We start from the raw sequence: 23576 nt of genomic DNA, 5'->3' as shown, positions 1-23576 counted from the left end.
GAGCGACGATGAACGAAAAGCCGCGTACAGCAAAATTGTTCATGAACGGCCGCAGCCAGGCCGTGCGCCTGCCTGCCGAGTTCCGATTCGAGGACACTGAGGTCGCCATCAGGCGTGATCCCGAGACGGGCGACGTAGTCCTGTCACCCTTGCCGAAAAGGACGAGGAATTGGGACAAGTTCTTTCGGCTTCGCGCCCTTGTCCCGAAAGAAGAGCTGGAAGGATTCATGGAAGATCGCGATCAAGGCGTTCAAGAACGCGACGACCCGCTCGCATGAGCCGCCGTTTCATGCTCGACACGAACGCGGTGAGCGCATTCATGCGCGGGCGAAGCCCCGCACTCGACCGCCGGATTGTCGAGATCGACCGTGATGCGCTCGTGATATCGGCGGTCGCTTATGGGGAGACGAATTACGGGCTGGCCCTGCGTCAAGAAGCAGTCAGGCTTCATGCGATGGCCCGCGCATTGTTCGAGCGTGTCTCGATACTCGCATGGACGCCAGAGACCGCCGAGCGCTATGGCCGGCTGCGAGCGGAAATGCGAAGCATCGGAAAATCGCTTCAACCGCTCGACATGCTGATTGCCGCTCATGCGCTGGAGGCCGGCGCGACGCTGGTAACCAGCGACCGCGCCTTTTCCCATGTTCCTGGCCTCGCCGTCGAAGACTGGATGTTCTAAACCCGCTCCAGCGCGATCGCGATGCCCTGGCCGACGCCGATGCACATGGTCGCCAGCGCTTTGCTTGCGCCACGTTCCTTGAGCTCCAGCGCCGCCGTGCCGGTGATGCGTGCGCCCGACATGCCGAGCGGATGGCCGAGCGCGATCGCGCCGCCATTCGGGTTGATGTGCTCCGCGTCCTCGGGCAGGCCGAGTTCGCGGAGCACGGCAATGCCCTGGGAGGCAAAGGCTTCGTTGAGCTCGATTACATCGAAATCCGACGGCTTCACGCCCAGCCGCGCGCACAGTTTCTTCGATGCGGGCGCCGGGCCCATGCCCATGATGCGCGGCGGCACGCCGGCCACCGCACCGCCGAGCACGCGCGCGATCGGCATCAGGCCGTATTTCTTTACCGCCGCTTCCGAGGCGACGATGAGCGCAGCCGCGCCGTCATTGACGCCGGAGGCGTTGCCGGCCGTCACCGTGCCGCCTTCCTTCCTGAACGGCGTTCCCAGCTTTGCGAGCGTCTCGACCGTCGTGCCGGGACGCGGATGCTCGTCCTTCGACACCACCACCGCATCGCCCTTGCGCTGCGGAATGGTGACAGAGACGATTTCCTTGGCCAGCCGGCCGTTCTCCTGCGCGGCGACGGCTTTCGCCTGGCTGCGCGCGGCAAACGCGTCCTGGTCGGCACGGTTGACCTTGAAGTCCTCGGCCACGTTCTCGCCCGTCTCGGGCATGGAATCGATGCCGTATTGGCTCTTCATCAATGGGTTGACGAAACGCCAGCCGATCGTCGTGTCGTAGATCTCGGCCTTGCGCGAAAAAGCCGTGTCGGCCTTCGGCATGACGAAGGGCGCGCGGCTCATCGATTCCACGCCGCCGGCGATCATGATCTCGGCCTCACCGGCCTTGATGGCGCGCGCGGCAATCGAGGACGCGTCCATGCCCGAGCCGCACAGCCGATTGACCGTCGAGCCCGGCACATCGACCGGCAGACCGGCCAGGAGCAGCGCCATGCGCGCCACGTTGCGGTTGTCCTCGCCCGCCTGGTTGGCGCAGCCATAGACGACATCGTCGATCGCCGCCCAGTCGACGTCCGGATTGCGCTCCATCAGCGCCCGAATCGGCACGGCGCCCAGGTCGTCTGCCCGGACGGAGGAAAGCGCGCCGCCGAAACGGCCGATCGGCGTGCGGAAATAGTCGCAGATATATGCTTCAGCCATGGATCAGATCTCCGGTACGTTGAGTTCGCCGATCGTGTCGCCAACGGCCAGTTTCGCCCCGGTGACGGCCTGAAGGTCGTCCAGGCTGATCGACGCAAGCTTTTCGCGCACGACAAAGCGCTTGTCGACGACATCGACCACGGCGAGGCTGGTGTAGACCCGGGTGACGCAGCCGACACCGGTCAAAGGCAGGGTACAGCTTTCCACGAGCTTGGGCTCGCCCTTCTTTGTCACGTGGTCGGTGATCACCCAGACCTGCTTGGCGCCGTGTACCAGATCCATCGCGCCGCCGACGGCCGGCACGGAGCCCGGCCCGGTGCTCCAATTGGCCAGGTCGCCGCTTTCGGCCACCTGATAGGCGCCCAGCACCGCCACGTCGAGATGACCGCCACGAACCATGGCGAAACTGTCGGCATGGTGGAAGAACGACGCGCCCGGATTCAATGTCACTGCCTTCTTGCCGGCATTGATCAGGTCCCAGTCCTCCTCGCCGGCGGGCGGCGCTTCACCGAAATCGAGGATGCCGTTTTCGGTATGGTAGGTGACCTCGCGACCCTTCGGCTTGAACTTCGCCACCATTTCGGGAAAGCCGATACCCAGATTGACATAGGCCGCATCGGGCAGGTCCTGCGCCGCGCGCCAGGCGATCTGCGCATTCGTCAATTTCGTGGTCATCACTTCGCTCCCTCGCGCAGCAGCGCCTCTTCCTGTTGCGGGTTCGCCACCTCGACGATCCGGTCGACGAAGATGCCGGGCGTGACGACGTGCTCGGGATCGATGCCCCCGGGTTCCACGACCCGGCTTGCCTGGACGATCGTGGTCTTCGCGGCCATCGCCATCAGCGGCGAGAAATTGCGCGCCGCCTTGCGGTAGGTCAGGTTGCCCTTGCGGTCCGCCAAGTCGGCCTTGATCAGCGCCACGTCGGCCTTCAGCCAGCGTTCCTGGACGTATGGCCGCCCCTCGAACTCCGCCACCGGCTTGCCCTCGGCGATCTGGGTGCCGAAGCTCGACGGCGTGTAGAAGGCCGGGATGCCCGCTCCACCTGCGCGGATGCGCTCGGCGAGCGTGCCCTGAGGAACCAGCTCGAGTTCGATCTCGCCGGCCAGGTATTTGTCGGTGAACGCCTTCGGGTCGGAGGAGCGCGGGAACGAGCACACCATCCTGGCGACCATGCCGGCATAGATCATCGCGGCGATGCCGACCGCGCCGTTGCCGGCATTGTTGTTGATGACCGTCAGCCGTCCTGGAGAGCCGGTCCGTTTGTAGCGCTCGACCAGGGCGTGGATCGTTTCGATCGGCGCACCGGCGCCGCCAAATCCGCCGATCATGACGGACATGCCGTCGTCAACCGCGTCGAGCGCGTTTTCCAGGGTCGGATAGATCTTGTTCATCGCCGCCATGTCCCCAGCTTTCGAAGCGCCGGCTTTCGCCATTCAAATGTTCGTATTGCGAACAAATGTTTTATATGCGATACGCAGATGAACCAGAATCTGCGCAATGTCAACCGCATCGGCCCCATGATGGACCATGACAAATACGGTGTCGCCTCGGTGAACGAACCACCGGAACAAAATCGCGACCATGTCACCTCGGTGGAACGCGGGCTTCAGGTCATCGAGATCCTGGCGGCCAATCCGGCCGGGCTGTCATTGAGCGAGGTGGCCGAGAAGGCGGAATTCACCCGGGCGCAGGCGCGACGTTTCCTGCTGACCCTGACGGCCACCGGTTATGCGACGCAGGACGGCCGCAAATTCATGCTCTCGCCCCGCCTCATCTCGGTGGCGCGGACCTGGCTCTCCGGCGCTCCTCTATGGAGCTTCGCCGAACCCTTCATGCGCGAGGTTTCGCAGGCCTTCAGCGAATCCTGCTCGGCCGCCGTCCTGTCGGGCGAGGATGTCGTCTATGTGGCGCGCATGCCGGGCCGCCGCATCGTGTCGGTATCGCTGCATGTCGGCACGCGGCTTCCCGCCTTTTGCACCGCCATGGGCCGCGTACTGCTGTCGGGCCTTTCGCCTGCCGAGGTCGAGGCGTTCCTGGCCAGGGCGCAAATCCGGGCCCTGTCGCCGAAGACGGAAACCGACCGCTCCCGCCTCAAGGCGATCATCCTCCAGGCCGGACGCGACGACTTCGCCATCGTCGACGAGGAACTGGAACTCGGCCTGCGCTCGATCGCCGTGCCGATCCGCGACCGGACGGGCGGGATCGTCGCCGCGATCAATGTCTCCACGCAAACGGCACGTCATTCCTGCGCCGAGATGGAGCGCACCATCCTGCCGCGGCTCAAGGCCGCCGCAGCGCGGATCGAAGACTTTTTCGTGGTCCAGTAGCAAGCGTGGAGCCGGCTCACGCGCGGTGTTCACGCACTTCCGCCGCAATCGCCGCACCCATCCCCTCGCCGAGCATGACCGCCAGCCGCCGGGCAATGCCGCGCCGCCATTCACGTGCCTCGACAAGCGGTGCGGGAAACAAGCCCGGTAATGCCAACAGGGCATCGACGATCATCGAGGCGTCGCGCCCGCAGCCTGAAAGGGCGGCCGCGATATCCTGTTCGCGCGGGTCGCGCAACGCATAGCGTTCGCCCGCCTCGTCGACGCCGAGCGCGTAGCGCATCCATGCGGCCACGGCGAAACAGTAGGCGTCGAGCGCCAGTCCGCGCTCCTGGGCGGCGAGCGCCGGCTCGATGATGCGCTGCGGCAGTTTCTGCGTGCCGTCCATGGCGATCTGGTAGGTCTCGTGCGCCATTACCGGGTTGGCGAAGCGCCGGCCGAGGTCGCCGGCATATTGTGAGAGGTCGACGCCGGGCACCGGATCCAGCGTCTTCGCCGCCTCGGCCATATGCCGCGCGACAAGAGCGCCGAGATCGCCATCCGCCATCACGTCGCGCACATATTTGTGCCCGGCGATGTAACCGGAATAGGCGAGCATGGAATGGCTGCCGTTCAGCATGCGGAGTTTCATCTTCTCGTAAGGCGCGACATTCTTCACGAAGAGCGCGCCGCCCGCCTCCCAGTCCGGCCGCCCGTCGACGAAATCGTCTTCGACGATCCATTGGGTAAAAGGCTCGGTCTCGACGGTTGCACGATCCTCGCAGCCGATCAGGCGCCGAACGTCCTCCTGCGTCTTGTCGGTGCTCGCCGGCGTGATGCGGTCAACCATGGTCGAGGGAAAGGACACATGGTCGGCAATGTAATCGGCGAGCGCTGCATCGATTTCGCGGGTGAACTCACGCACCAGACGCGCCACGACGCGGCCGTTACTCGGCAGATTGTCGCAACACAACACCGTGAACGGCTCGAGGCCGCGCTCGCGCCTGCGCCTCAGCGCTTCGACGATCAGACCGATTGCGCTCCGGGGTTGGCGCGGATCGGCAAGGTCGGCAGCGATTGCCGGATGCGCGCGGTCAAGGCCGCCCGTCCGCGCATCGATGCCGTATCCCTTCTCCGTGATCGTCAGGCTGACGATGCGGGTTTCGGGTGCCGCGAGCGCGTCGAGCACCGCCTCCGGCTCTTCCGGCGCCGCCAAGACATTGGAAATGCTGCCGATAACCCGCGCCGCATCGCCTTCGCCGTCGCGAATGATGAGGGTGTAGAGCCCGTCCTGCGGATTGAGCGTCCCGGCCACGTCGGCCGAGCGCAGGCTGACGCCGGTGATCATCCAGTCGCCGCCCGACGCCGCCAGCGCGTCGTCGGTATAGACCGCCTGATGCGCCTTGTGGAACGCGCCCGTTCCCAGATGGACGATGCCTGATTTGCGCCCGGCACGCTCATAACCGGGCGCGCCAACACCGGCCGGCAAGACGGTGCGTGCAGAAAGTCGTTCAGTCATGCATTCATGTCCCTATATTCGAGCGCCGCCATGACACCGCGCAATTCCGCCAGTCCCTTCAGCCGGCCGATCGCCGGATAACCCGGCTGTGCGCCGCGCGTCAGGTCGTCGAGAATGTCCTGCCCATGATCCGGCCGCATGGGAATTTCGGCATCGGCCCGCCCGGCGTTGCGCCGACGCTTCTCTTCCTCGCGCAATGCCGCCACGACCGCCACCATGTCGGCCTGGCCGCCCAGATGCTCGTCCTCGAAGAAGGAGCACGGCGTTTCCTCGGTATCGCGGCGGACATTGCGCAAATGGACGAAATGGATGCGATCGGCCAGCTTGCGCACCATGGCGGGCAAATCGTTGTCGGGCCGCACGCCCAGCGAACCGGTGCAGAAGGTCACGCCATTGGCCGGAACGTCCACGGCGTCGAGCATCCCCTTGTAATCCGCCTCCGTGGACATGATGCGCGGCAGGCCGAGCAACGGGAATGGCGGGTCGTCGGGATGACAACACAGCCTGATGCCGAGCTTTTCCGCCAGCGGCGCAACCTCGGACAGGAAATCGATCAGATGCCGGCGCAGCCGCTCCGGGCCGATGCCGTCATAGTTGGCAAGCTGGACAGCAAGCCCTTCGAGCGACCAGCTTTCGACCGCGCCCGGCAGGCCGGCCGTGACGTTGCTGGCGAGTTTCGTCTTGCGCTCGTCACTCATGCCATCAAAGCGTCGTTGCGTAGCCGAAACAATATTGTCATCGAAGTCTTCGGCCGCGCCCTCGCGCTTCAGGATATGAATGTCGAAAGCGGCAAAATCGATAAGGTCGAAGCGCATCGCCGTGCCGCCATGCCCGACCCGCCAGGCAAGGTCGGTGCGGGTCCAGTCAAGCACCGGCATGAAATTGTAGCACACGACATGAATGCCGGCCCGCGCCAGGTTTTCCAGGCTGCGGCGATAGTGCACCAGATGCGCCCGCCAATCGCCCGACTGCGTCTTGATCGCCTCGGAAACCGGCAGGCTTTCCACCACCTCCCATCTGAGATGGGCCAGGGAACCGTCGGGGTGGAACGACACCTCCTTCTGCCGCTTTTCGATCTCCTCGGCATGCCAGATGGCGCCCGTCGGCACATGGTGAAGCGCGGTGACGATCGCCTCGACACCGGCCTGGCGGGCGTCCGCCAGCGTCACCTTGTCTTCCGGCCCGAACCAGCGCCAGGTCTGCCGCATCATTCCTCCCTGCTTGGCCTGCTGCGCGTCGTCCCGGCTCTCTGCGCGCTGCGCTGCGTTCGGCCGGTCAAGCGACTCTTGCTCACTTCATCCTGTACTCGTAGTCAGTTGCGAAGAGACGTTCAAGCAAGGCGCGTCATATGTTCATTGCGTCTGCGCAAGCAGTTGGTCGACGGCCTGCGCCAGATCGTCGGCAACGGAGTTCGGCGGCGGCGAAAAGCGTGTCTCGTCGCCCGGCCGGTATTTTCCCGTCCGCACCAGAATGCCCTGCCCTACCCCCGCCGAAAGCGCACCGGCGACATCGCTTTCGGCGTCGTCGCCAATCATGACCGCCTCGGCCGCAAGAATATCCATGCTGGCAAGCGCGGCGCGGAAAAATTCCGGCGACGGCTTGCCGAGCACCCTCGCCTTGCGGCCGGCGGCGAATTCCAGCGCCGCGACGAAGGGGCCGGCGTCGAGACTGAGTTCGCCATCCGCATCGCGAAAGGACCGGTTGGCGGCGAGCGCCAGGAAATCCGCGCCCGCACTGAGCGCACGAAAGGCGGCGTTGAGCGCGGCGTAGTCAAATGCCGCGCCGGCATCGCCGACGACGACCGCACGCCCCTGCCCCGGGGGCAGGTCTGAAAAATCCGCCTCGAGGCCGGGATGGATGAGCAGATGCGGCGAGCGCCGGTTCGCCTTCAGCCAGCCGACCGCCGCCCGCGCCGGCGTGAACGCCTCGTCCTCGCCGACATCGAGTCCGAAGCCGCGCAGCCGCTCGAGCACGGACGCCTTGGTCGAGCGCGTCGTGTTGGAGACGAGGCGCACCGGCAGACCGGCCGCGCGCAACCGCTTGATCGCGTCGAGTGCGCCCGGCACCGCCTTTTCGCCGTCATAGACGACACCGGCCAGATCGAGGAGCACGCCGCAGGTCATGACGACGAAGTTTGATCCCGCGGCCGCATCCCGTCAAATGGCGCAACGCCCGCTCAGACGTAGCGGTTGACGATATTCTCCAGATATTCCTGGCGCCCGGAGACCGGCTGCGGATCGAGCTTCTCCCTGACCGCACGCTCGGCGATCTGGTCCAGCGTGCGCTCGCCGGCCAGCATCGCCTTTGCCTCCGCACCAGCCCAGCCGGCATAGCGTTGCTCCAGCGGTTCGACGAGCGCCTTGTCCTCGACCATCTTCGCCGCCGCCTTCAGGCCGCGCGCGCAGCAGTCCATGCCGCCGATATGGGCGTAGAGCAGGTCTTGCGGGTCGAGCGACTGGCGGCGCAGCTTGGCGTCGAAATTGGTGCCGCCCGTCTTGAAACCGCCGCCGAGCAGGATGTGGTAATAGGCCAGCGCCATCTCCGGCACGTTGTTGGGGAACTGGTCGGTATCCCAACCCGACTGATAGTCGTTGCGGTTCATGTCGATGGAGCCGAAAACGCCGAGCGCATTGGCGAGCGCCAATTCGTGCTCGAAGGAATGGCCGGCAAGAATCGCGTGGCCCTGCTCGATATTGACCTTCACGTCCTTCTCGAGCCCGAAATCCTTGAGGAAGCCGTAGACCGTGGCAACGTCGTAGTCGTACTGATGCTTGGTCGGCTCCTGCGGCTTGGGCTCGATCAGGATCGTGCCGGTAAAGCCGATTGTCTTTGCGTAGTCGACCGCCATCGACAGGAAGCGCCCGGCCTGTTCGCGCTCGCGCTTCATGTCGGTGTTCAACAGCGTCTCGTAGCCCTCGCGCCCGCCCCACAGGACGTAGTTTTCGCCGCCGAGCCGCTTGGTCACGTCGATGCAGCTTTTGACGGTGGCGGCCGCATAGGCGAACACGTCCGGGTCGGGATTGGTCGCCGCACCCGACATGTAGCGCCGGTTGGTGAAGAGATTGGCGGTGCCCCAGAGCAGCTTGACGCCGGTTTCCTCCATCTTGCCGCCGAAATAGTCGCCGATCTCGTCGAGGCGCGAAATGCTTTCGGCAAGGCTGGCGCCTTCCGGGCGCACGTCGGCGTCGTGGAAGCAGAAGAAGGGCACGCCGAGGGCCGAGAACATCTCGAACGCAACGTCGGCCTTGAGCTTTGCAAGCTCCATCGTATCGCCGAACCAGGGCCGCTCGAAGGTCTGGCCGCCGAAGGGATCGCCGCCCGGCCAGGCAAAGGAATGCCAATAGGCGACGGCAAAGCGCAGATGATCCTCCATCCGCTTGCCCATGACCATCTCGTCGGCATTGTAGAAGCGGTAGGCGAGCGGGTTGGTGCTCTCCGGACCTTCATACTCGATCCTGGCGACGTCACCGAAAAATCCGGTACTCATGGGGCAACTCCTTTGATGGCGGGGTAAAGCGCCCGGTAGCGGGCATAGGCCTGGGCATAGGCGTCGGAAAGAGCCGGCTCCGGCTCGATGGTCTCGGCGGTGGCCGGCGGCGTGCAGACAGCCTGCGGATCGGCGCTCTCGGCCGCGATCAGCCCGAGGCGCGCCGCACCATAGGCGGCGCCGAAATCGCCGTCGGCGGGGATGTCGACGGGCAAGTCCAGCGCCGTTGCGACGGACTTGAGCCAGTAGCGCGAGCGCGAACCGCCGCCGATCGCGGTGACACGGGTCAGTTCCGTGCCGGCGGCGCGCAGGGCCTCCAGACTGTCGCGGAACGCGAACGCCACGCCTTCGAGAACGGCCTGGGTCAGCGCCGGCCGGTCGCTTTGATGGGCGAGCCCCGAAAACACGCCGCGGATCGCGGCATCGTTGTGCGGCGTGCGCTCGCCCGACAGGTAGGGCAGGAAGGTCACTCCGGTCGGCGCCTTCAGTTCATCGCCCAACTCGCCGGTCAGTTCATCGGCCTTCCTGCCGGTGATGGAGCACAGCCAGTTGAGCGAATCGGTGGCCGACAGGATGACGCCCATCTGGTGCCAGGCGCCCGGCAGGGCGTGGCAGAAGGTGTGGACCGCGCTTTGCGGATTGGGCAGATAGGCGCCGTTGGCGGCAAACAGAACGCCCGACGTTCCCAGCGACACGAAGGCCTGGCCCGGCCGCACCGCGCCCATGCCGCAGGCCGATGCTGCATTGTCGCCCGCCCCTCCGGCGATCACGATGCCCGGCTTCATGCCGAAGCGTTGGGCGATTTCGGCGCGCAGTCCGCCCGCCGGCTCGGTGCCTTCGACCAGCCGCGGCATCTGCTCCTCGCTCAGGTCGGTCGCATTGAGCAGCTTGCCCGAGAAAAAGCGATTTTCGACGTCGAGCCAGGCCGTGCCGGCCGAATCCGACATGTCCGAGATGTGCTCGCCGGCGAGCCAAAGGCGCAAATAGTCCTTCGGCAGAAGCACCTTGCGCACGCGGGAAAAGATCTCCGGCTCGTTGCGCTTGATCCAGACCAGCTTGGGCGCGGTGAAGCCCGGAAAGACGATGTTGCCGGTGATGCGGCGGAAGTCCGGATCGGCGTCGAGTTCGCTGGCTTCCGCGTGGCTGCGCGTGTCGTTCCACAGGATGCAGGGCCGCAATGGACGGTCTTCAACATCAAGCAGCGTCGCGCCATGCATCTGGCCCGACAGGCCGATGCCGGACACCGCCGCAAGTTCATCGCGATGCGATGCCTTCAGCGCATCGAGTGCGGCTTCGCACGCCCTGATCCAGTCGGCAGGGTCCTGTTCCGACCAGCCCGAATGCGGCCGCGAAACGGTGAGATCGCCGGTCGCCGAGGCGACGACGCGCTGGTCATCGTCGATGACGAGCGCCTTGACACCAGACGTGCCGAGATCGAGCCCGAGATACACTGTGCTTCCTCCCTCGCGCCGGCGATTGCACACCGTTCGCGACAATCGGCTTTCAGCCTTGCCCCGGCGGCGTCAACCGCCGACAGGATCGCAACCAGCGACCGGAGATATTCCGTGCCGCATTCTTCGTTTCCTGATTTTTTTCGATTCTCAAAAAAAATCAAGTGGCATGCGATACAACACATGTGTGTGCACGTTGAGGAGCGTAAATATCAGCCCGCTCAGTTTCCCGAGCGCACCGCCACCGTCGCCACGCCCGCGCCGACGAGCAGCGACCCGCCGGTCCGGTTGAAAAGCCGCATCAGCCGCGGGTTCGCGACGGCGCGGCCGGCGCGCGAAGCAACGAGCGCATAGGCAAGCGCATTTGCGAAAGCCAGGGCGAGGAAGGTCGTCTCGAAGATCGCCATCTGCGTCCAGAAACTGCCGCTGCGGTCGATGAATTGCGGCAGGAAGGCGACGAAGAATGTGATGCTTTTCGGATTGAGCGCGGTGACCAGCCAGGCATGGCCGAGCATCTTGGCGGGCGGTGTCGCCGTTGTGCGCGGCTTGGCATCGAGTGTGCCACCGGCACGGAAAAGCTTGATGCCGAGATAGACGAGATAGGCCGCACCGATCCATTTGAGGATGGTGAAGACTGTTGCCGAGGCCATGAGAAGTGCGCCGACACCGAGCATGGAAAGCGTCATCGCCGTGAAGTCGCCGAGCGCCACGCCCGCCGCCATCGGCAGTGCGGTGCGCCAGCCCTGACCGAGCGCATAGGACACGACGAGCAGGATCGTCGGTCCGGGAATGAGCAGCAGGATCGCGGATGCCGCGGCAAAAGCGGCCCAGGTTTCGAATGCCATTTCAATCTCCCTCGACGGGCAGCAATCCACGCCGGGAGCGGTTTGTCGAGAGATTTGTTGGTGTCAAGCGGCGGTTCTCCATCCATGGCCCTTCGCATCAGGGCGAAAGGGCCAAGGATGCCGACCCGAGCCGAATACTCACAGGATCTCCAGGACGATCGTGTAGTTGACTCCGGGCAAGTCACCCAAGCCCAACGTGCACAGCGTGATGTCGAGCGATGGGGCGGTGAGTTGATGCACGATGCCGCGCCCCTCAAAGGCGCCGTCCGTGATGGTGCCGGCCTGGGTCACGGTGTAAACCGCTCCGACGATGCCTGTTATCACCGAGAGTTGGGCCGTACTCGACTGACCGTTGTTCCAGTCAATCGTCAGAACCTGCGGATATCCGTCAGGCAGCGTCAGGCACGATCGGGTGACCTGGCCCGCGGCGGTGTGGGTTCCGTCGGTTATGCCAGGCACAGTCGATATGCATGGGACATAGATTGCATCGGAGGAGAAGCTGACGGTTGTCAGCTCTTGGGTAATAGGCGGGCTGAAGGTCGTGTTTATGCTGCCGGTACAGGTGATCGTCTCTACGGCCTGGGCCGAGGGCGGGACCGCCGCAAGACCCAGAAACAGGCCGGTGGCAAGGTCACATACTGCGGCGACGCGCTCGGGATGCAGCATGCCGAACATGGAGTAATTCCTCCTACGGTTTGGCCACCCCGCCAGGGCACTCGACTGTACTTGAATCCAGCAATGTTATCAACTGTAGATAGCATGCATTTCATAATACAATTTATACGAGTTGATACCGTCATCCTTGCTTGCTCGCGGCAGCCTATAATTGCTGCCGCGATGCGCGCACTGCTCGGTGGGAGGTCCGTCTTCCGATCCGGAGTCGAAATGGCCGCAACAGCCGGCTCTCGAATCCTATCCGCGCTGCTTGTTGGTCAGCCGATCCCAGGCTTCAACCGCGGCGCGGGCACGCCGGCCGACCTCGGCGGCGTCAAGCCCGGCCTTGTAAAGGCTGCTTCCCAGCCCGAAGACCGAGACTCCGGCATCCTGGAACAGGTCGAAATCATCTGCCCCAATGCCGCCCACCGCGCCGATGACGGTCCCCGCCGGCAGCACGGCGCGGATGGCGGAAATGCCGGCGGGCTGCAAGGTCGCGGCGGGAAAGAATTTCAACGCCGAGGCGCCCAGGCGCACCGCCAGCAGCGCCTCGCTCGGCGTGAAGACGCCTGGCATGGTCACCATGCCGCGTTCGACCGAGCGCCGCATGACGTCCGCATCGATGTTCGGGCTGACCATCAGGCGGCCGCCAGCATCGATGAGACGGTCGACATCGGCTTGCTCCAGCACCGTGCCGGCGCCGACGAGAACATCGTCCGGCATCGCCATGCGCAGCGCCTCGATGGAGCGGAAGGGATCGGGCGAGTTGAGCGGCACCTCGATCGCGCCAATCCCGGCCTCGACGATCGCTTCGGCAATGCCGACGACTTCATCGGGCCTTACGCCGCGCAAAATGGCCACGAGGCCGCGCGATAAGAAGGGCCATTCGATCCGGTTCATGCCGTTCCCCGATCATGGTGAGAAAGAATGCCGAGATGGCGCGCGGCCGCAAGCAATCCGGCGCGCGCGGCGCCGTCCGCATCCGCAATCTCGACCGTTATTCCACCCAGCGTCAACGCCTTTGCGTAAAGCGCGCCAAGCGGTCCCGAGGCGAGCAGGATGACCGAACCGGCGTCGCCAGCGTCCAAAGCGGCGGTTGCCGACGCGATCTCCGTGCCGATCAGCAGGCCGGACAATGTGGCGGCCGCGTCGCCCGCCGAAAGACCGTTGAGCAGTCCGCCGGCGCGAATGGAAAACAGCCGGGCGCTCAGCGCGGCCGGATCGCGAAGTGTCTGCAGCAAGGCGTCGCGGAAGGCCGGGCTGTCGGGCGCAACACGGCGCGCATCACCGAGCGTATCACGCAGGATCGAATGGTCGGCCAGAAGCGAAAACAGTTCGCCGGTCAGAAAGGTCCGGTAGCCGGCGATTGCGGCGTCTTTGGTGTGCACCCATTTCGAATGGGTTCCGGGCAGGCAGACGAGGCGCTCACGGCCCGCGAGGTCCCGCGCAATTCCGGCAATCTGTGTCTCCTCTCCCCGCATGACGTCCGGCGCGTCCGGGCTGCGCTGCGCGACACCGGGCAGGATGTAGACCGGGCGCCGCGCGCCGGGCACGGCAACCGCACCGTCAGCGATTGCGCCGACGCTCGCCGGCGTCGAAACATAAGGCGCCTCCACCCAGCCCTGGCGGGCGCCCGCCATGCCACAGACGACCGCGGCAAGCCCGGCCGGAGCGCCGAGCGCACCCAGATGCGCCTCCAGCACCGGGCCGAACCGATCCGGCCCTGGCCCCACCGTCATCAGGCCCTCGTCCGAACGCCGCTCGCCGAGCACGTTGCCGTCCGCGTCGAGCAGCCAGATGCGCAGCCTGGTCGTGCCCCAGTCGACGGCGGCCATCGCCGCCCGCTCGGCGATGCTCACGAAAGACCTCCGATCAGGGGATCGGACGCGCGGAGCCCGGCGGCGAACAAGGCCATTCCCACGACAATCTGCATGAAAACCTTCCTCCGGTTGGACTACCGCGCGTTCGCTTCAAACGGAAACGTTTGAAGCAGAGATATGCGCGCCAGATCTAGTCGTCACGCGTCCTGCCCGCGCGATTGCCCCATATAGCCGAGGAAGACGCGCCGGTCATCATGGAGCAGGACACGCACCGGCTTCCTCTCGCCGGCTCGATGCGCTAGCGATACGGAGCGATCCGTTCACATCCCGGCACCGGGGACACAAACCGAATGAGTTCATCGCGCTCGACATCGTCGTTTCCGCCGCCGCCGGCCGCCTCCTTGCGCCTGGGCGCCCTGTTCAAGCTGCGCCCGGCCGGGCCACGCTGGCCGATCGCCACGCGCGCCGCCATCACCACCGGAGGTATTGTCGCAGCCGGATGGGCGACAAGCGACATGGCGGCCGCGCTCATGGCCTGTATCGGCGGCTTCACGGCGCTCTACGGCAACGACCGGCCCTATCTCAACCGTGCCGGTCATGTAGCGCTGGTCGCCCTGTCCTTCGCACTTGTCGTCACCTTCGGCGTCTGGTCTCACCGCATGCCCCTGGCCGTCGTTCCGGCCATCACGCTGATCGCCGTGCTGGCGACCTTCTTGTGCAATGCGCTGCGCGTCGGCCCGCCTGGCGCCTATATGTTCGCCCTGGCATGCGCCGTCGGCACGGCGATGCCGGCCGATCACCTGGAGCCCTGGCAGGTCGGTCTCCTGGTGTTCGGCGGCGGCGCGTTCGCCTGGCTCGTGCATATGACGGGCGCAATCATCGCCCCGCGCAACCCCGAACGCAGGGCCGTCAGGCGCGCTGCCGACGCCGTTGCGCGCCTTGCCGGCGCACTCGGCACCGCCGCCCAGGATGACGCCCGTCACAACGCCTCGTTGGCCTTGCACGAGGCGTGGACCACCTTGGTGACCTTTCAGCCGGCCAGGCCGCGGCCCGATGGCACGCTGAGTCGTTTGCGCGCCATCAACCGCCGGCTTCACCTCCTGTTTGCCAAAGCGCTCACGCCGGGCGACGAGGACCCTGCCGCGATTGCGGCCGAGGCGCGACAGCTCGGCAAGGCGGCGGCCAGGCCCGGCAAGGATGCCGAGCGGACAGACCCAGCCCATGTGCCGCTCGGCCATCACGGCGTACTGGATGCGTTCCGCGAAAATTTCAGACCCTGGTCGCCGGCGATGCTGGCGGCCGCGCGCGTCGGCGTGGCGAGCGTCGCAGCCGGTGCCATCGGCGCCGCCCTGGATCTGGAGCGCGCCTATTGGACCATGGCCGCCGCCGTCCTGATCCTGCATCAAGGGCTCGACTGGACGCGCAGCCTGCAGCGCGGCATCGAGCGCATGAGCGGCACCTTCGTCGGCCTGTTCCTTGCCGGGATCGTCCTGGCGCTGCATCCCGAAGGTCTGTGGCTCGTCGCCACTTTGATGGCGCTGCAATTCACCATCGAGATGGTGGTGGTACGCAACTACGCGCTCGCCGTCGTCTTCATCACCTGTGCCGCGCTGACCATATCCACCGGCGGCCACGAGGTCGCCGATGTCGGGCATCTGCTGTGGGTGCGCGGGGTCGATACCGTCATCGGCTGCACGGTCGGGCTGGCGGTGCATCTTCTGAGCGCGGCGCGCGCCCTGGCTGTTCCCATACCCCGGGAGATTGCCCAGACGCTGGCCTCTGTCGAATCGACACTCGGTCATCTCGCCAGCGCCGACATGACCAGCGATGCGGCCCGGCGCGCGCGGCGGGACCTGCGTCACCGCGCCATCATGCTGTTGAACGCCTATGACAGGAGCGTCGGCGCCACCCAGCACAACCGCCGGGTAGCGGAACGGCTGTGGCCGTCGGTCATCGCCACCGAGCGCCTGGCTTACCGGGTGCTCGCGGCCTGCTGGACGGTCGAACAGGCAACGAATGCGAAAGAGGCGGCCGCCCAGGCACACGCGCTCATCGACGATACGGGGCTGGCGGCATCGAAGCGCGCCCTGCGCAGCATCGCCTTGGCGGTCCAGCTCGACGCCAGGCCGGATGACCTTCCGAAATTGCCGGCCTTCCTGCGCGTCGAGATAGCGAATTTGAAAGATTCGGTCATCGAGGCGGAGAGGCCGGATCAGGGCAACCAGGAAGGCCAACAATGAATCGTCGCTCCACACATTCCGCCTCAACCCCGGCGCAGCGTCACCATGGTCTCGGCGTTCTCGTCGAGCAGAAGAAGCCTGTCGCCCGTCTCGTCGATGCGCCAGCCGCGCACCTTCTCCAGGGCGTCGAACAAGCTGCGCTCCTGCTCCATGACGGCCGGCAAGCAGGCCATCTGCGTTGCCACCATGGGTCCGAAGTCGATCCTGTCGCCTGAAATCGTCGCCTGACCGGCCATCCTGTTGCATCCGCCCGTGCCGCTCACGGCGCCGCCATCAGCGATTTTCAGGCGCGCCTGAGGGTCTTCGATGACGCCTCGGCCCTCGATGTCCACGACAATCCAATCGCCGGCCAACTGCTCTGCCCCGCCGGGGATATCGTTTGCGACAACCCGCGTAACGATGATCTCGGCCGTTGCCTCGCCATCGTCGAACACCCGATATTGCCTGGTCGTTGCAAACCAGGGCTGCCCATCGACCAGGATCTTCGCCTCAAGCGCGTAGGTGCGCGACGGTTCGATATCGGTGTCTTCATAATCCAGCGCGAAGGCGATGGGCACCTGCCCGGCCGGCTCGACCCGTGTCTGCGCCAGCGTGATAGCGGGGGCATCGGCACGCGACACATCGACAAGCGCGACCTCGAGAACTGTCGACGGAGGCAATGCGATACGCTCGCGATAGGCGACCGTGCCATTCAAGGTCCTCGTCTCGGCCAGTGCTGACCCCGTCATGAGCGCTGCCGTAAGCATCACGACGACAGCGAATAGACGGCCCGAAACCCTGCATGCCATGCCGGAACACTCCATGTTCTTGCTCACGACATGTTTAGGCGATCCGCCATCTCGCCGCAAACGGGTATCAAGGCCGATACCTCGCCCGCCCGCGCGTCATAGCGGCCCGGACGGGTCAGACCTCCAGCACGATCTTGCCGATATGCGCGTTGGTTTCCATCAGCGCATGCGCCCTGGACGCCTCGGCGAGGGGGAAGCGGGCATGGACGAGCGGGCGCACCTTGCCTTGCGCCAGCAGCGGCCAGACCTTTTCTTCCAGTTCGCCGGCGATGCCCGCCTTGGCCTCCACGGACTGGGCGCGCAGCGTCGAGCCGGTGTGGGTAAGCCGCTTCATCATCAGTCGCACGAAATCGACCTCGGCGCGCGAGCCCTGCAGGAAGGCGATGGAAACGATGCGGCCATCTATGGCCGCCGCCTGGTAGTTCTTCTCGATATAGGGACCGCCGACCATGTCGAGAATGACATTGGCGCCGCGCTTGCCCGTCACCTGCTTGACGACGTCGACCCAGTCCTTCTCGCGGTAGTTGATGGCCTCATCCGCTCCCAGTTCACGGCAGGCGGCGCATTTCTCGTCCGAGCCGGCGGTCACTATGACGGTCGAACCAAAGGCCTTGGCGAGCATGATCGCCGTCGTGCCGATGCCCGACGCACCGCCATGCACGAGCAGCGTTTCGCCGGACTTGAGCCCCCCGCGCTGAAAGACATTGTGCCAGACGGTGAAGAAGGTTTCCGGGATGGCCGCCGCTTCAACCGAGGTCAGGCCATCCGGGATGGAAAGCGCATTGGACTGGTCGACCAGTGCATATTCGGCATAGCCGCCGCCGGGTGTGAGCGCGCAGACCGTGTCGCCTGCTTTCCAGCGCGACACATTGCTGCCCACTGCCGCGACCGTTCCGGCCACCTCCAGGCCCGGCAGGTCGGACGCGCCCTTGGGCGGCGGATAGGCCCCGGCGCGCTGCAAGACGTCCGGCCGGTTCACCCCGGCGGCCGCAACACGGATCAGGATTTCGCTGTCGCCAAGCGAGGGCAGCGGACGCGATTCGGGCTTCAACACCTCCGGCCCGCCCGGCTCGGTGATGGCGATCGCGGTCATGGTCTTGGGGAGTTCGGTCAAGATGATCTCCTCGTGCCTACCAGGTGCAGGCTCCGTTCGTCCCACAGGCAGCGCGGTACGGCGTCCCGCCATCGGGTGAAGGTACGCACCGTACGTTCAATCGAAAATGCCTTCGCTGTGCTTTTCGACATAATCGGCCAGACCGAGCGTGTGGTCCCGGCAGAGTTTTTCGGCCAGTTCCGTATCGCGCCGTTCCAATGCATCGATGATCGACAGATGGTCCTTGATCGACTGGTCCGCGCGGTCGTGGCGGCCGATGGTCATCTTTCGGATGCCGCGCACGTGCAACAGGATGTCTTCGGTCATTTCCTGCAGGATATGCGACCCGGTCATCTGGATCAGCGTCTGGTGAAACTGCAGATTGGCCTCGGAATATTCGCTCAGATAGTCGGCCGGCGCATGGCCGTCATGAAACTTGTCGAATATCTTGCGCAGCCGGTCGATATCCTTGCGGCTGGCGTTGAGCGAGATCAGCCGCGCCGCCATGCCTTCCAGGGCCGCCCAGACCTGGATCATCTCGATGACCTCGCGCTTCGTCTTGCGCAGGACGATGATGCCGCGCCGCGGGATCGACTTCACGAACCCCTGCTGCTCGAGCATGGCGATCGCCTCGCGGATCGGGGTCCGGCTCACCCCCAGCCGCTCGGCGAGCTGGCGCTCGTCGAGCCATGTGTCCTCGCTGGTACCGTAGATGTCCATGCCGGCAATCGCGTGTTTCAGCGCCGCATAGATCCGCGTCTTGAAATTCGGCTCGGCCGAAAAAGGCTCCAGCGCGAGATCCGGGGTGGATTCTTCGGCCGCCGGCCAACGCATCTGGGTTCTCGGGCTCACGACTCTCTCCTGGTCAAATCTGGAATCTATAATACCATATGTTTGATTGGATTGCGTTTCTCAAGTGAAGCACGAAGTCGCAGGGCGCATTGTTGGGTGCCGGGCGGAGGAAGCGCTCATTATCCCGCCGCCACAAGCGGCCCTGCATCGACATTGCCGCCCAGCAACTCCACCAGCGTCTCACCGAGTCGGGCCGGGGTCGGCGCAATCCGGATGCCGGCTTCCTGCATCGCCGCGATCTTGTCTTCAGCCCCGCCCTTGCCGCCGGCGATGATGGCGCCGGCATGGCCCATGCGCCGGCCGGGAGGCGCGGTGCGCCCGGCGATGAAGCCGACGGTCGGCTTGGCGCGGCCTCGCCTAGCCTCGTCGGCGAGGAAGCGGGCAGCATCTTCCTCGGCCTGCCCGCCGATTTCGCCGATCATGACGATCGATTCGGTTGCCGGATCGGCCAGGAACTTCTCCAGGACGTCGATGAATTCCGTGCCCTTGATCGGATCGCCGCCAATGCCCACGGCCGTCGTCTGGCCGAGCCCCTTCTGCGAGGTCTGGTAGACCGCCTCATAGGTGAGCGTTCCCGAGCGCGAGACGATGCCGACCGAGCCCTTGCGGAAGATGGAGCCGGGCATGATGCCGATCTTGCACTCGCCGGCGGTGATGATGCCGGGACAGTTCGGCCCGACCAGGCGCGATCGCGAACCCGTCAGCGCCCGCTTGACGCGCTGCATGTCGAGCACCGGGATTCCCTCGGTGATGCACACGATCAGCTCGACTTCCGCATCGATCGCCTCGCAGATCGCGTCGGCGGCGGCGAATGGCGGGACGTAGATGACGCTTGCATCCGCCCCGGTGGCCGCGCGCGCATCGGCCACGGTATCGAAGACGGGCAGGCCGAGATGGCTCATGCCGCCCTTGCCGGGCGCCACCCCGCCGACCATCTGCGTACCGTACTTGATGGCCTCGCGCGTGTGGAATGTCGCGGTCTTGCCGGTCATCCCCTGGCACAGGACACGCGTGTCGGAATTGATGAGGATCGACATCGGTTTCAGCCTCCCACTGCCTTGACGATTTTCTGCGCGGCGTCGTCGAGATCGTCCGCCGAGATCACATTGAGCCCCGAGGCGTCGATGATGCGTTTGCCTTCGGCGACATTGGTGCCTTCAAGCCGTACCACCAGCGGCACGTCGAGACCGACCTCCTTGACGGCGGCGATCACGCCCTCGGCGATCACGTCGCAACGCATGATGCCGCCGAAGATGTTGACCAATATGCCTTTCACATTCGGATCGGCGGTGATGATCTTGAAGGCGGCCGCCACCTTCTCTGCGGTTGCACCACCGCCCACATCGAGGAAGTTGGCCGGCTCGGCGCCATAGTGCTTGATGATGTCCATCGTCGCCATGGCAAGGCCGGCGCCGTTGACCATGCAGCCGATGTCGCCGTCGAGGGCGATATAGGACAGATCATGCCGCGAGGCCTCGATCTCCTTTTCGTCCTCCTCGCTCTCGTCGCGCATTTCGGCAATGTCTTGATGGCGCGCCAGCGCGTTCGAATCGAAGCCGACTTTCGCGTCGAGGCACTTCAAATCGCCTGCCCCGGTCAAAACCAGCGGATTGATCTCCAGCATCTCCATGTCCTTGGCGAGGAAGGCGGCATAGAGGTTGGCCGCGAGCGCATGGGCCTGCTTGGCCGTCTCACCGTCAAGGTCGAGCGCCTTGGCCACGCGACGTCCGTGATGGGGCATGAAGCCGGTTGCCGGATCGATGGAGAAGGACACGATCCTGTCGGGCGTTTCGGCGGCCACAGCCTCGATGTCCATGCCGCCCTCGGTGGAAACAACGAAGGAGACGCGGCTCGTCACCCGGTCGACCAGCAGCGAAAGGTAGAACTCCTTGGCGATCTCGGAGCCCTCTTCGACATAGAGCCGGCCGACCTTCTTGCCCGATGGTCCCGTCTGCACCGTCACCAGCGTGTTGCCGAGCATTTCGGCGGCATCGGCGCGCACCTCGTCCACCGAAGAGGCAATACGGACGCCGCCCTTGGCGCCCTCGCCGAGTTCCTTGAACCGGCCCTTGCCGCGACCGCCGGCATGGATCTGCGATTTGACGACGAAGACCGGGCCCTCGAGTCCGGCGGCCACCTCGCCCGCCTCGTCGACATCCATGGCCGGCGCGCCATTGGGGACCGGCACGCCGAAGGATTTCAGGACGGACTTGGCCTGGTACTCATGAATATGCATAGAGGCTTTACCTCTTCAAACAACGATGGAGGGAAAATCGGGCCTGCCGGGGCCGTGCGGTTTCAAAGACCGCACCGCGCCCGGACAGAACCCGTTCGGGAGGATCAGAGGAGACCCGCGCCGCGCGCCCACTTGTATTTGGCGCCCAGCACCTCGACCGGCAGTTCGGTCGAATAGGCATAGGCCGGGATGCCGTGCTGGTAGAGATATTCGGCGGCTTCCTCGACCTCGACGTCGCCGGCCAGCGAGGCGACCATCGGCTTCTCGATGCCCTTGGCAGCCATCTCCTCCTTCACCTCGACCATCAGCTTGGCAAACACCATGGGCGGCGTGACGATGGTGTGCCAGTAACCGAGGATCAGCGAATGGATGCGATCGTCCTCGAGCCCCAGCCGGACGGTGTTCTTGTAGGTCTGCGGCGGCTCGCCACCGGTGATGTCGACCGGATTGCCGGCCGCACCGAAGGGCGGGATGAACTTGCGGAAGGCCGCGTCGAGGTCGTCCGGCATCGACATCAGGCTCAAGCCATTGTCGACGCAGGCGTCTGAAAGAAGCACGCCCGAGCCGCCGGCGCCGGTGATGATGACGACGTTCTCGCCCTTGGGCGTCGGCAGCACCGGGACGCCGCGGGCGAACTCCAGAAGCTGACGCAGCGAATTGGCGCGGATGACGCCAACTTGCTTGAAGACGTCGTCATAGATCTTGTCGTTGCCGGCAAGCGCACCGGTATGGGACGATGCCGCCTTGGCGCCGGCAGACGTCCGTCCGGCCTTCAGCACCACGACCGGCTTCTTCTTGGACACCCGCTTGGCGGCCTCGGCGAAGGCGCGGCCGTCCTTCAGGTCCTCGCAATGCTGGGCGATGATGTTGGTGTTGTCGTCCTGCTCGAAGAAGGCGAGCAGATCGTCCTCGTCGATGTCGGACTTGTTGCCGAGCCCGACGATGGCCGACACGCCCATCTGCGCCGAGCGCGAAAAGCCGATGATGGCCATACCGATGCCGCCCGACTGTGAGGAGAGCGCGGCCGATCCCTTGACGTCGTAAGCGGTGCAGAACGTGGCGCAGAGATTTTCCGGCGTATAGTAGAAGCCGTAGATGTTCGGCCCCATCATGCGGATATTGTATTTGCGGCCGATCTTGACGATCTCTTCCTGCAGTTCCGGCGCGCCCGCCTCGGCAAAGCCCGAGGGAATGAGGACCGCGCCGGGAATGCCTTTCTCGCCACATTCCGTCAGGGCGCCGGCGACGAACTTCGCCGGAATGGCGAAGATCGCCGTGTCGATCTCGCCCGGAACGTCCTTCACGCTCCTGTAGGCCTTGTAGCCGAGGATCTCGTCGGCCTTCGGATGGACGGGATAGATCTGTCCCTTGTAGCCGCCATTGATGAGGTTCTTCATCACCGAATTGCCGATCTTGCCGTCCTCTGCCGAGGCACCGATGACGGCCACGGCCTTGGGACGCATGATGCGGTTCATCGCCGTGACGATCTCGTCCTGGCTCGGCCGGTAGCGCGGCGCCGGCTGGTCGTAATCGACGACCACCCGCACATCGGCGGCAATCGCCCCATCCTTGGTGGCGAATACGGGATTGAGGTCGAGCTCGGAAATCTCCGGATAGTCGCTCACCAGTTCGGAAACGCGCACGATCATGTCCGCCAGCGCTTCACGGTTGACCGGATCGCCGCCGCGCACGCCTTTCAGCATTTCGGCCGCCTGGATACCGTCGAGCATGGACAGCGCTTCGTCCCGCGTGACGGGAGCGAGGCGGAAGGTCACGTCCTTGAGCACCTCGACCAGGATGCCGCCCATGCCGAAGGCGACGAGCTTGCCGAAGCTGCCGTCGGTGACGGCGCCGATAATCACTTCCTGGCCACCCTTGAGCATCTGCTGGACCTGGACGCCTTCAATATTGGCCTTGGCATTGTAGGCCTTGGCATTGCCGAGAATCGTCTGGTAGGCCGCCTTGGCCTCATCGGCCGAATTGACGCCGACGATCACGCCGCCCGCCTCGGTCTTGTGCAGGATATCGGGCGAGACGATTTTCATGACCACCGGAAAGCCCATATCGGCGGCGAGCGTGGCCGCCTCGTCCGCGCTTTTCGCCACCCCTTCCCTCGGCACGGTGATGCCATAGGCGTCGCACAGCAACTTGCCCTCGGGCGCGGTGAGAGAGTTGCGCCCTTCGGACTTTGCCTTCTCCAGCACGTTCCGGATCGCGGATTTGTCGAGCATGGTCTCCTCCTTGGTGGGGCTGACTTCCTTCGACGAGTTGGGAATTGCCCCAATTTGCAAGGCGCAAGAGCCCGGAAGCCGCCATTCTCAATATTGTGGCATTTTGTATTCCAGCGAGCCGGCATGTCAACTCTTAACTTCCTCTTTCTGGGCATTCAGAGAGAGGATCA

22 protein-coding genes are annotated in these 23576 nt (G+C 65.0%); 4 read left to right on the top strand and 18 right to left on the bottom strand.

The genetic code is table 11. From position 1 onward, the window contains the following. Positions 1-8: 8 nt before the first annotated feature. Both GM909_RS07850 and GM909_RS07845 read left to right on the top strand, forming a co-directional pair. Positions 9-278: an antitoxin gene (locus tag GM909_RS07850; protein ID WP_157015655.1), complete on the top strand. Its 270-nt coding sequence runs from the start codon at positions 9-11 to the stop codon at positions 276-278. Continuing rightward, the gene (locus GM909_RS07845; RefSeq protein WP_157015654.1) at positions 275-679 is read left to right on the top strand and encodes a type II toxin-antitoxin system VapC family toxin; all 405 of its coding nucleotides are present in this window, start codon (positions 275-277) and stop codon (positions 677-679) included. Before GM909_RS07850 ends, GM909_RS07845 begins: the two co-directional genes overlap by 4 nt. Here GM909_RS07845 and pcaF read toward each other — a convergent pair. The 3 genes from pcaF to GM909_RS07830 are packed head-to-tail and all read right to left on the bottom strand — an operon-like array spanning position 676 to position 3275. Further along, positions 676-1884 carry a 3-oxoadipyl-CoA thiolase gene (gene pcaF, locus GM909_RS07840; RefSeq protein WP_157015653.1) on the bottom strand — a complete coding sequence of 403 codons (1209 nt, stop codon included), beginning with the start codon at positions 1882-1884 and terminating at the stop codon, positions 676-678. The two genes, GM909_RS07845 and pcaF, sit on opposite strands and share 4 nt — an antisense overlap. Positions 1885-1887: 3 nt before the next feature. Further along, positions 1888-2559 (bottom strand): 3-oxoacid CoA-transferase subunit B, encoded by a 672-nt coding sequence (locus GM909_RS07835; RefSeq protein ID WP_157015652.1) that lies wholly within the window; start codon positions 2557-2559, stop codon positions 1888-1890. Then, the gene (locus GM909_RS07830) at positions 2559-3275 is read right to left on the bottom strand and encodes a 3-oxoacid CoA-transferase subunit A (protein WP_157015651.1); all 717 of its coding nucleotides are present in this window, start codon (positions 3273-3275) and stop codon (positions 2559-2561) included. The genes GM909_RS07835 and GM909_RS07830 overlap by 1 nt, the downstream gene beginning before the upstream one ends. 129 nt (positions 3276-3404) lie before the next feature. Here GM909_RS07830 and GM909_RS07825 point away from each other — a divergent pair, with 129 nt between their 5' ends. Continuing rightward, positions 3405-4211, top strand: a complete 807-nt coding sequence (locus tag GM909_RS07825; RefSeq protein ID WP_157015740.1) for an IclR family transcriptional regulator domain-containing protein — start codon at positions 3405-3407, stop codon at positions 4209-4211. 16 nt (positions 4212-4227) lie between these two features. Here GM909_RS07825 and GM909_RS07820 read toward each other — a convergent pair whose 3' ends face one another. From GM909_RS07820 to GM909_RS07780, 9 genes are all read right to left on the bottom strand, one after another. Beyond that, entirely contained in the window at positions 4228-5709 is a 1482-nt protein-coding gene (locus tag GM909_RS07820; RefSeq protein WP_157015650.1) for a mannitol dehydrogenase family protein, read from the bottom strand. Continuing rightward, positions 5706-6917 carry a mannonate dehydratase gene (gene uxuA / locus GM909_RS07815; RefSeq protein ID WP_157015739.1) on the bottom strand — a complete coding sequence of 404 codons (1212 nt, stop codon included), beginning with the start codon at positions 6915-6917 and terminating at the stop codon, positions 5706-5708. The genes GM909_RS07820 and uxuA overlap by 4 nt, the downstream gene beginning before the upstream one ends. A 144-nt stretch (positions 6918-7061) precedes the next feature. Continuing rightward, positions 7062-7832, bottom strand: coding sequence for a TIGR01458 family HAD-type hydrolase (locus GM909_RS07810; protein WP_157015649.1), 771 nt, complete (start codon positions 7830-7832; stop codon positions 7062-7064). A 53-nt stretch (positions 7833-7885) separates the two neighbouring features. Next, positions 7886-9196: a xylose isomerase gene (gene xylA, locus GM909_RS07805; protein ID WP_157015648.1), complete on the bottom strand. Its 1311-nt coding sequence runs from the start codon at positions 9194-9196 to the stop codon at positions 7886-7888. Beyond that, a complete protein-coding gene (gene xylB, locus GM909_RS07800) occupies positions 9193-10647 on the bottom strand; it encodes a xylulokinase (protein ID WP_157015647.1) in 1455 nt (484 codons plus the stop codon). The genes xylA and xylB overlap by 4 nt, the downstream gene beginning before the upstream one ends. Before the next feature lie 221 nt (positions 10648-10868). Next, entirely contained in the window at positions 10869-11492 is a 624-nt protein-coding gene (locus GM909_RS07795; RefSeq protein ID WP_157015646.1) for a LysE family translocator, read from the bottom strand. 138 nt (positions 11493-11630) lie between these two features. After that, positions 11631-12167 carry a hypothetical protein gene (locus tag GM909_RS07790; protein WP_157015645.1) on the bottom strand — a complete coding sequence of 179 codons (537 nt, stop codon included), beginning with the start codon at positions 12165-12167 and terminating at the stop codon, positions 11631-11633. Between the two features lie 237 nt (positions 12168-12404). Continuing rightward, complete coding sequence (locus tag GM909_RS07785) at positions 12405-13046, bottom strand: 2-dehydro-3-deoxy-6-phosphogalactonate aldolase (protein ID WP_157015644.1); 642 nt, start codon at positions 13044-13046, stop codon at positions 12405-12407. Beyond that, the gene (locus GM909_RS07780; RefSeq protein ID WP_157015738.1) at positions 13043-13981 is read right to left on the bottom strand and encodes a 2-dehydro-3-deoxygalactonokinase; all 939 of its coding nucleotides are present in this window, start codon (positions 13979-13981) and stop codon (positions 13043-13045) included. Before GM909_RS07780 ends, GM909_RS07785 begins: the two co-directional genes overlap by 4 nt. A gap of 335 nt (positions 13982-14316) precedes the next feature. On the opposite strand from GM909_RS07780, the gene GM909_RS07775 reads away from it, so the two are divergent. Continuing rightward, positions 14317-16206 carry an FUSC family protein gene (locus GM909_RS07775; RefSeq protein ID WP_157015643.1) on the top strand — a complete coding sequence of 630 codons (1890 nt, stop codon included), beginning with the start codon at positions 14317-14319 and terminating at the stop codon, positions 16204-16206. Between the two features lie 23 nt (positions 16207-16229). Here the strand turns inward: GM909_RS07775 and GM909_RS07770 are convergent, their stop codons facing one another. From GM909_RS07770 to GM909_RS07745, 6 genes are all read right to left on the bottom strand, one after another. Then, a complete protein-coding gene (locus tag GM909_RS07770; protein WP_198174169.1) occupies positions 16230-16934 on the bottom strand; it encodes a YbaY family lipoprotein in 705 nt (234 codons plus the stop codon). Between the two features lie 175 nt (positions 16935-17109). Continuing rightward, complete coding sequence (locus tag GM909_RS07765; protein WP_157015737.1) at positions 17110-18087, bottom strand: NAD(P)H-quinone oxidoreductase; 978 nt, start codon at positions 18085-18087, stop codon at positions 17110-17112. Positions 18088-18204: 117 nt separating this feature from the next. After that, a complete protein-coding gene (locus GM909_RS07760) occupies positions 18205-18921 on the bottom strand; it encodes a GntR family transcriptional regulator (RefSeq protein ID WP_157015736.1) in 717 nt (238 codons plus the stop codon). A 137-nt stretch (positions 18922-19058) separates the two neighbouring features. Next, positions 19059-19976, bottom strand: coding sequence for a succinate--CoA ligase subunit alpha (gene sucD / locus GM909_RS07755; RefSeq protein ID WP_157015641.1), 918 nt, complete (start codon positions 19974-19976; stop codon positions 19059-19061). Between the two features lie 5 nt (positions 19977-19981). Continuing rightward, positions 19982-21175 carry an ADP-forming succinate--CoA ligase subunit beta gene (gene sucC / locus GM909_RS07750; RefSeq protein WP_157015640.1) on the bottom strand — a complete coding sequence of 398 codons (1194 nt, stop codon included), beginning with the start codon at positions 21173-21175 and terminating at the stop codon, positions 19982-19984. A gap of 104 nt (positions 21176-21279) precedes the next feature. Beyond that, complete coding sequence (locus tag GM909_RS07745; protein ID WP_157015639.1) at positions 21280-23406, bottom strand: acetate--CoA ligase family protein; 2127 nt, start codon at positions 23404-23406, stop codon at positions 21280-21282. Positions 23407-23576: the final 170 nt, after the last annotated feature.

The organism is Mesorhizobium xinjiangense, assembly GCF_009749525.1.
GTDB lineage: Bacteria > Pseudomonadota > Alphaproteobacteria > Rhizobiales > Rhizobiaceae > Mangrovimarina > Mangrovimarina xinjiangensis.
The sequence above is the reverse complement of the archived record's forward strand: the minus strand, read 5'-3'. Positions and strand labels throughout refer to the sequence as shown.

Excerpts from the sequence above, each read along its gene's own strand:
- GM909_RS07850 (WP_157015655.1), top strand. The coding sequence starts at position 9 with ATGAACGAAAAGCCGCGTACAGCAAAATTGTTCATGAACGGCCGCAGC.
- GM909_RS07845 (WP_157015654.1), top strand. The coding sequence starts at position 275 with ATGAGCCGCCGTTTCATGCTCGACACGAACGCGGTGAGCGCATTCATG.
- pcaF (WP_157015653.1), bottom strand. The coding sequence starts at position 1,884 with ATGGCTGAAGCATATATCTGCGACTATTTCCGCACGCCGATCGGCCGT.
- GM909_RS07835 (WP_157015652.1), bottom strand. The coding sequence starts at position 2,559 with ATGACCACGAAATTGACGAATGCGCAGATCGCCTGGCGCGCGGCGCAG.
- GM909_RS07830 (WP_157015651.1), bottom strand. The coding sequence starts at position 3,275 with ATGAACAAGATCTATCCGACCCTGGAAAACGCGCTCGACGCGGTTGAC.
- GM909_RS07825 (WP_157015740.1), top strand. The coding sequence starts at position 3,405 with ATGGACCATGACAAATACGGTGTCGCCTCGGTGAACGAACCACCGGAA.
- GM909_RS07820 (WP_157015650.1), bottom strand. The coding sequence starts at position 5,709 with ATGACTGAACGACTTTCTGCACGCACCGTCTTGCCGGCCGGTGTTGGC.
- uxuA (WP_157015739.1), bottom strand. The coding sequence starts at position 6,917 with ATGCGGCAGACCTGGCGCTGGTTCGGGCCGGAAGACAAGGTGACGCTG.
- GM909_RS07810 (WP_157015649.1), bottom strand. The coding sequence starts at position 7,832 with ATGACCTGCGGCGTGCTCCTCGATCTGGCCGGTGTCGTCTATGACGGC.
- xylA (WP_157015648.1), bottom strand. The coding sequence starts at position 9,196 with ATGAGTACCGGATTTTTCGGTGACGTCGCCAGGATCGAGTATGAAGGT.
- GM909_RS07795 (WP_157015646.1), bottom strand. The coding sequence starts at position 11,492 with ATGGCATTCGAAACCTGGGCCGCTTTTGCCGCGGCATCCGCGATCCTG.
- GM909_RS07790 (WP_157015645.1), bottom strand. The coding sequence starts at position 12,167 with ATGTTCGGCATGCTGCATCCCGAGCGCGTCGCCGCAGTATGTGACCTT.
- GM909_RS07785 (WP_157015644.1), bottom strand. The coding sequence starts at position 13,046 with ATGAACCGGATCGAATGGCCCTTCTTATCGCGCGGCCTCGTGGCCATT.
- GM909_RS07780 (WP_157015738.1), bottom strand. The coding sequence starts at position 13,981 with ATGGCCGCCGTCGACTGGGGCACGACCAGGCTGCGCATCTGGCTGCTC.
- GM909_RS07775 (WP_157015643.1), top strand. The coding sequence starts at position 14,317 with ATGAGTTCATCGCGCTCGACATCGTCGTTTCCGCCGCCGCCGGCCGCC.
- GM909_RS07770 (WP_198174169.1), bottom strand. The coding sequence starts at position 16,934 with ATGACGGGGTCAGCACTGGCCGAGACGAGGACCTTGAATGGCACGGTC.
- GM909_RS07765 (WP_157015737.1), bottom strand. The coding sequence starts at position 18,087 with ATGACCGCGATCGCCATCACCGAGCCGGGCGGGCCGGAGGTGTTGAAG.
- GM909_RS07760 (WP_157015736.1), bottom strand. The coding sequence starts at position 18,921 with ATGCGTTGGCCGGCGGCCGAAGAATCCACCCCGGATCTCGCGCTGGAG.
- sucD (WP_157015641.1), bottom strand. The coding sequence starts at position 19,976 with ATGTCGATCCTCATCAATTCCGACACGCGTGTCCTGTGCCAGGGGATG.
- sucC (WP_157015640.1), bottom strand. The coding sequence starts at position 21,175 with ATGCATATTCATGAGTACCAGGCCAAGTCCGTCCTGAAATCCTTCGGC.
- GM909_RS07745 (WP_157015639.1), bottom strand. The coding sequence starts at position 23,406 with ATGCTCGACAAATCCGCGATCCGGAACGTGCTGGAGAAGGCAAAGTCC.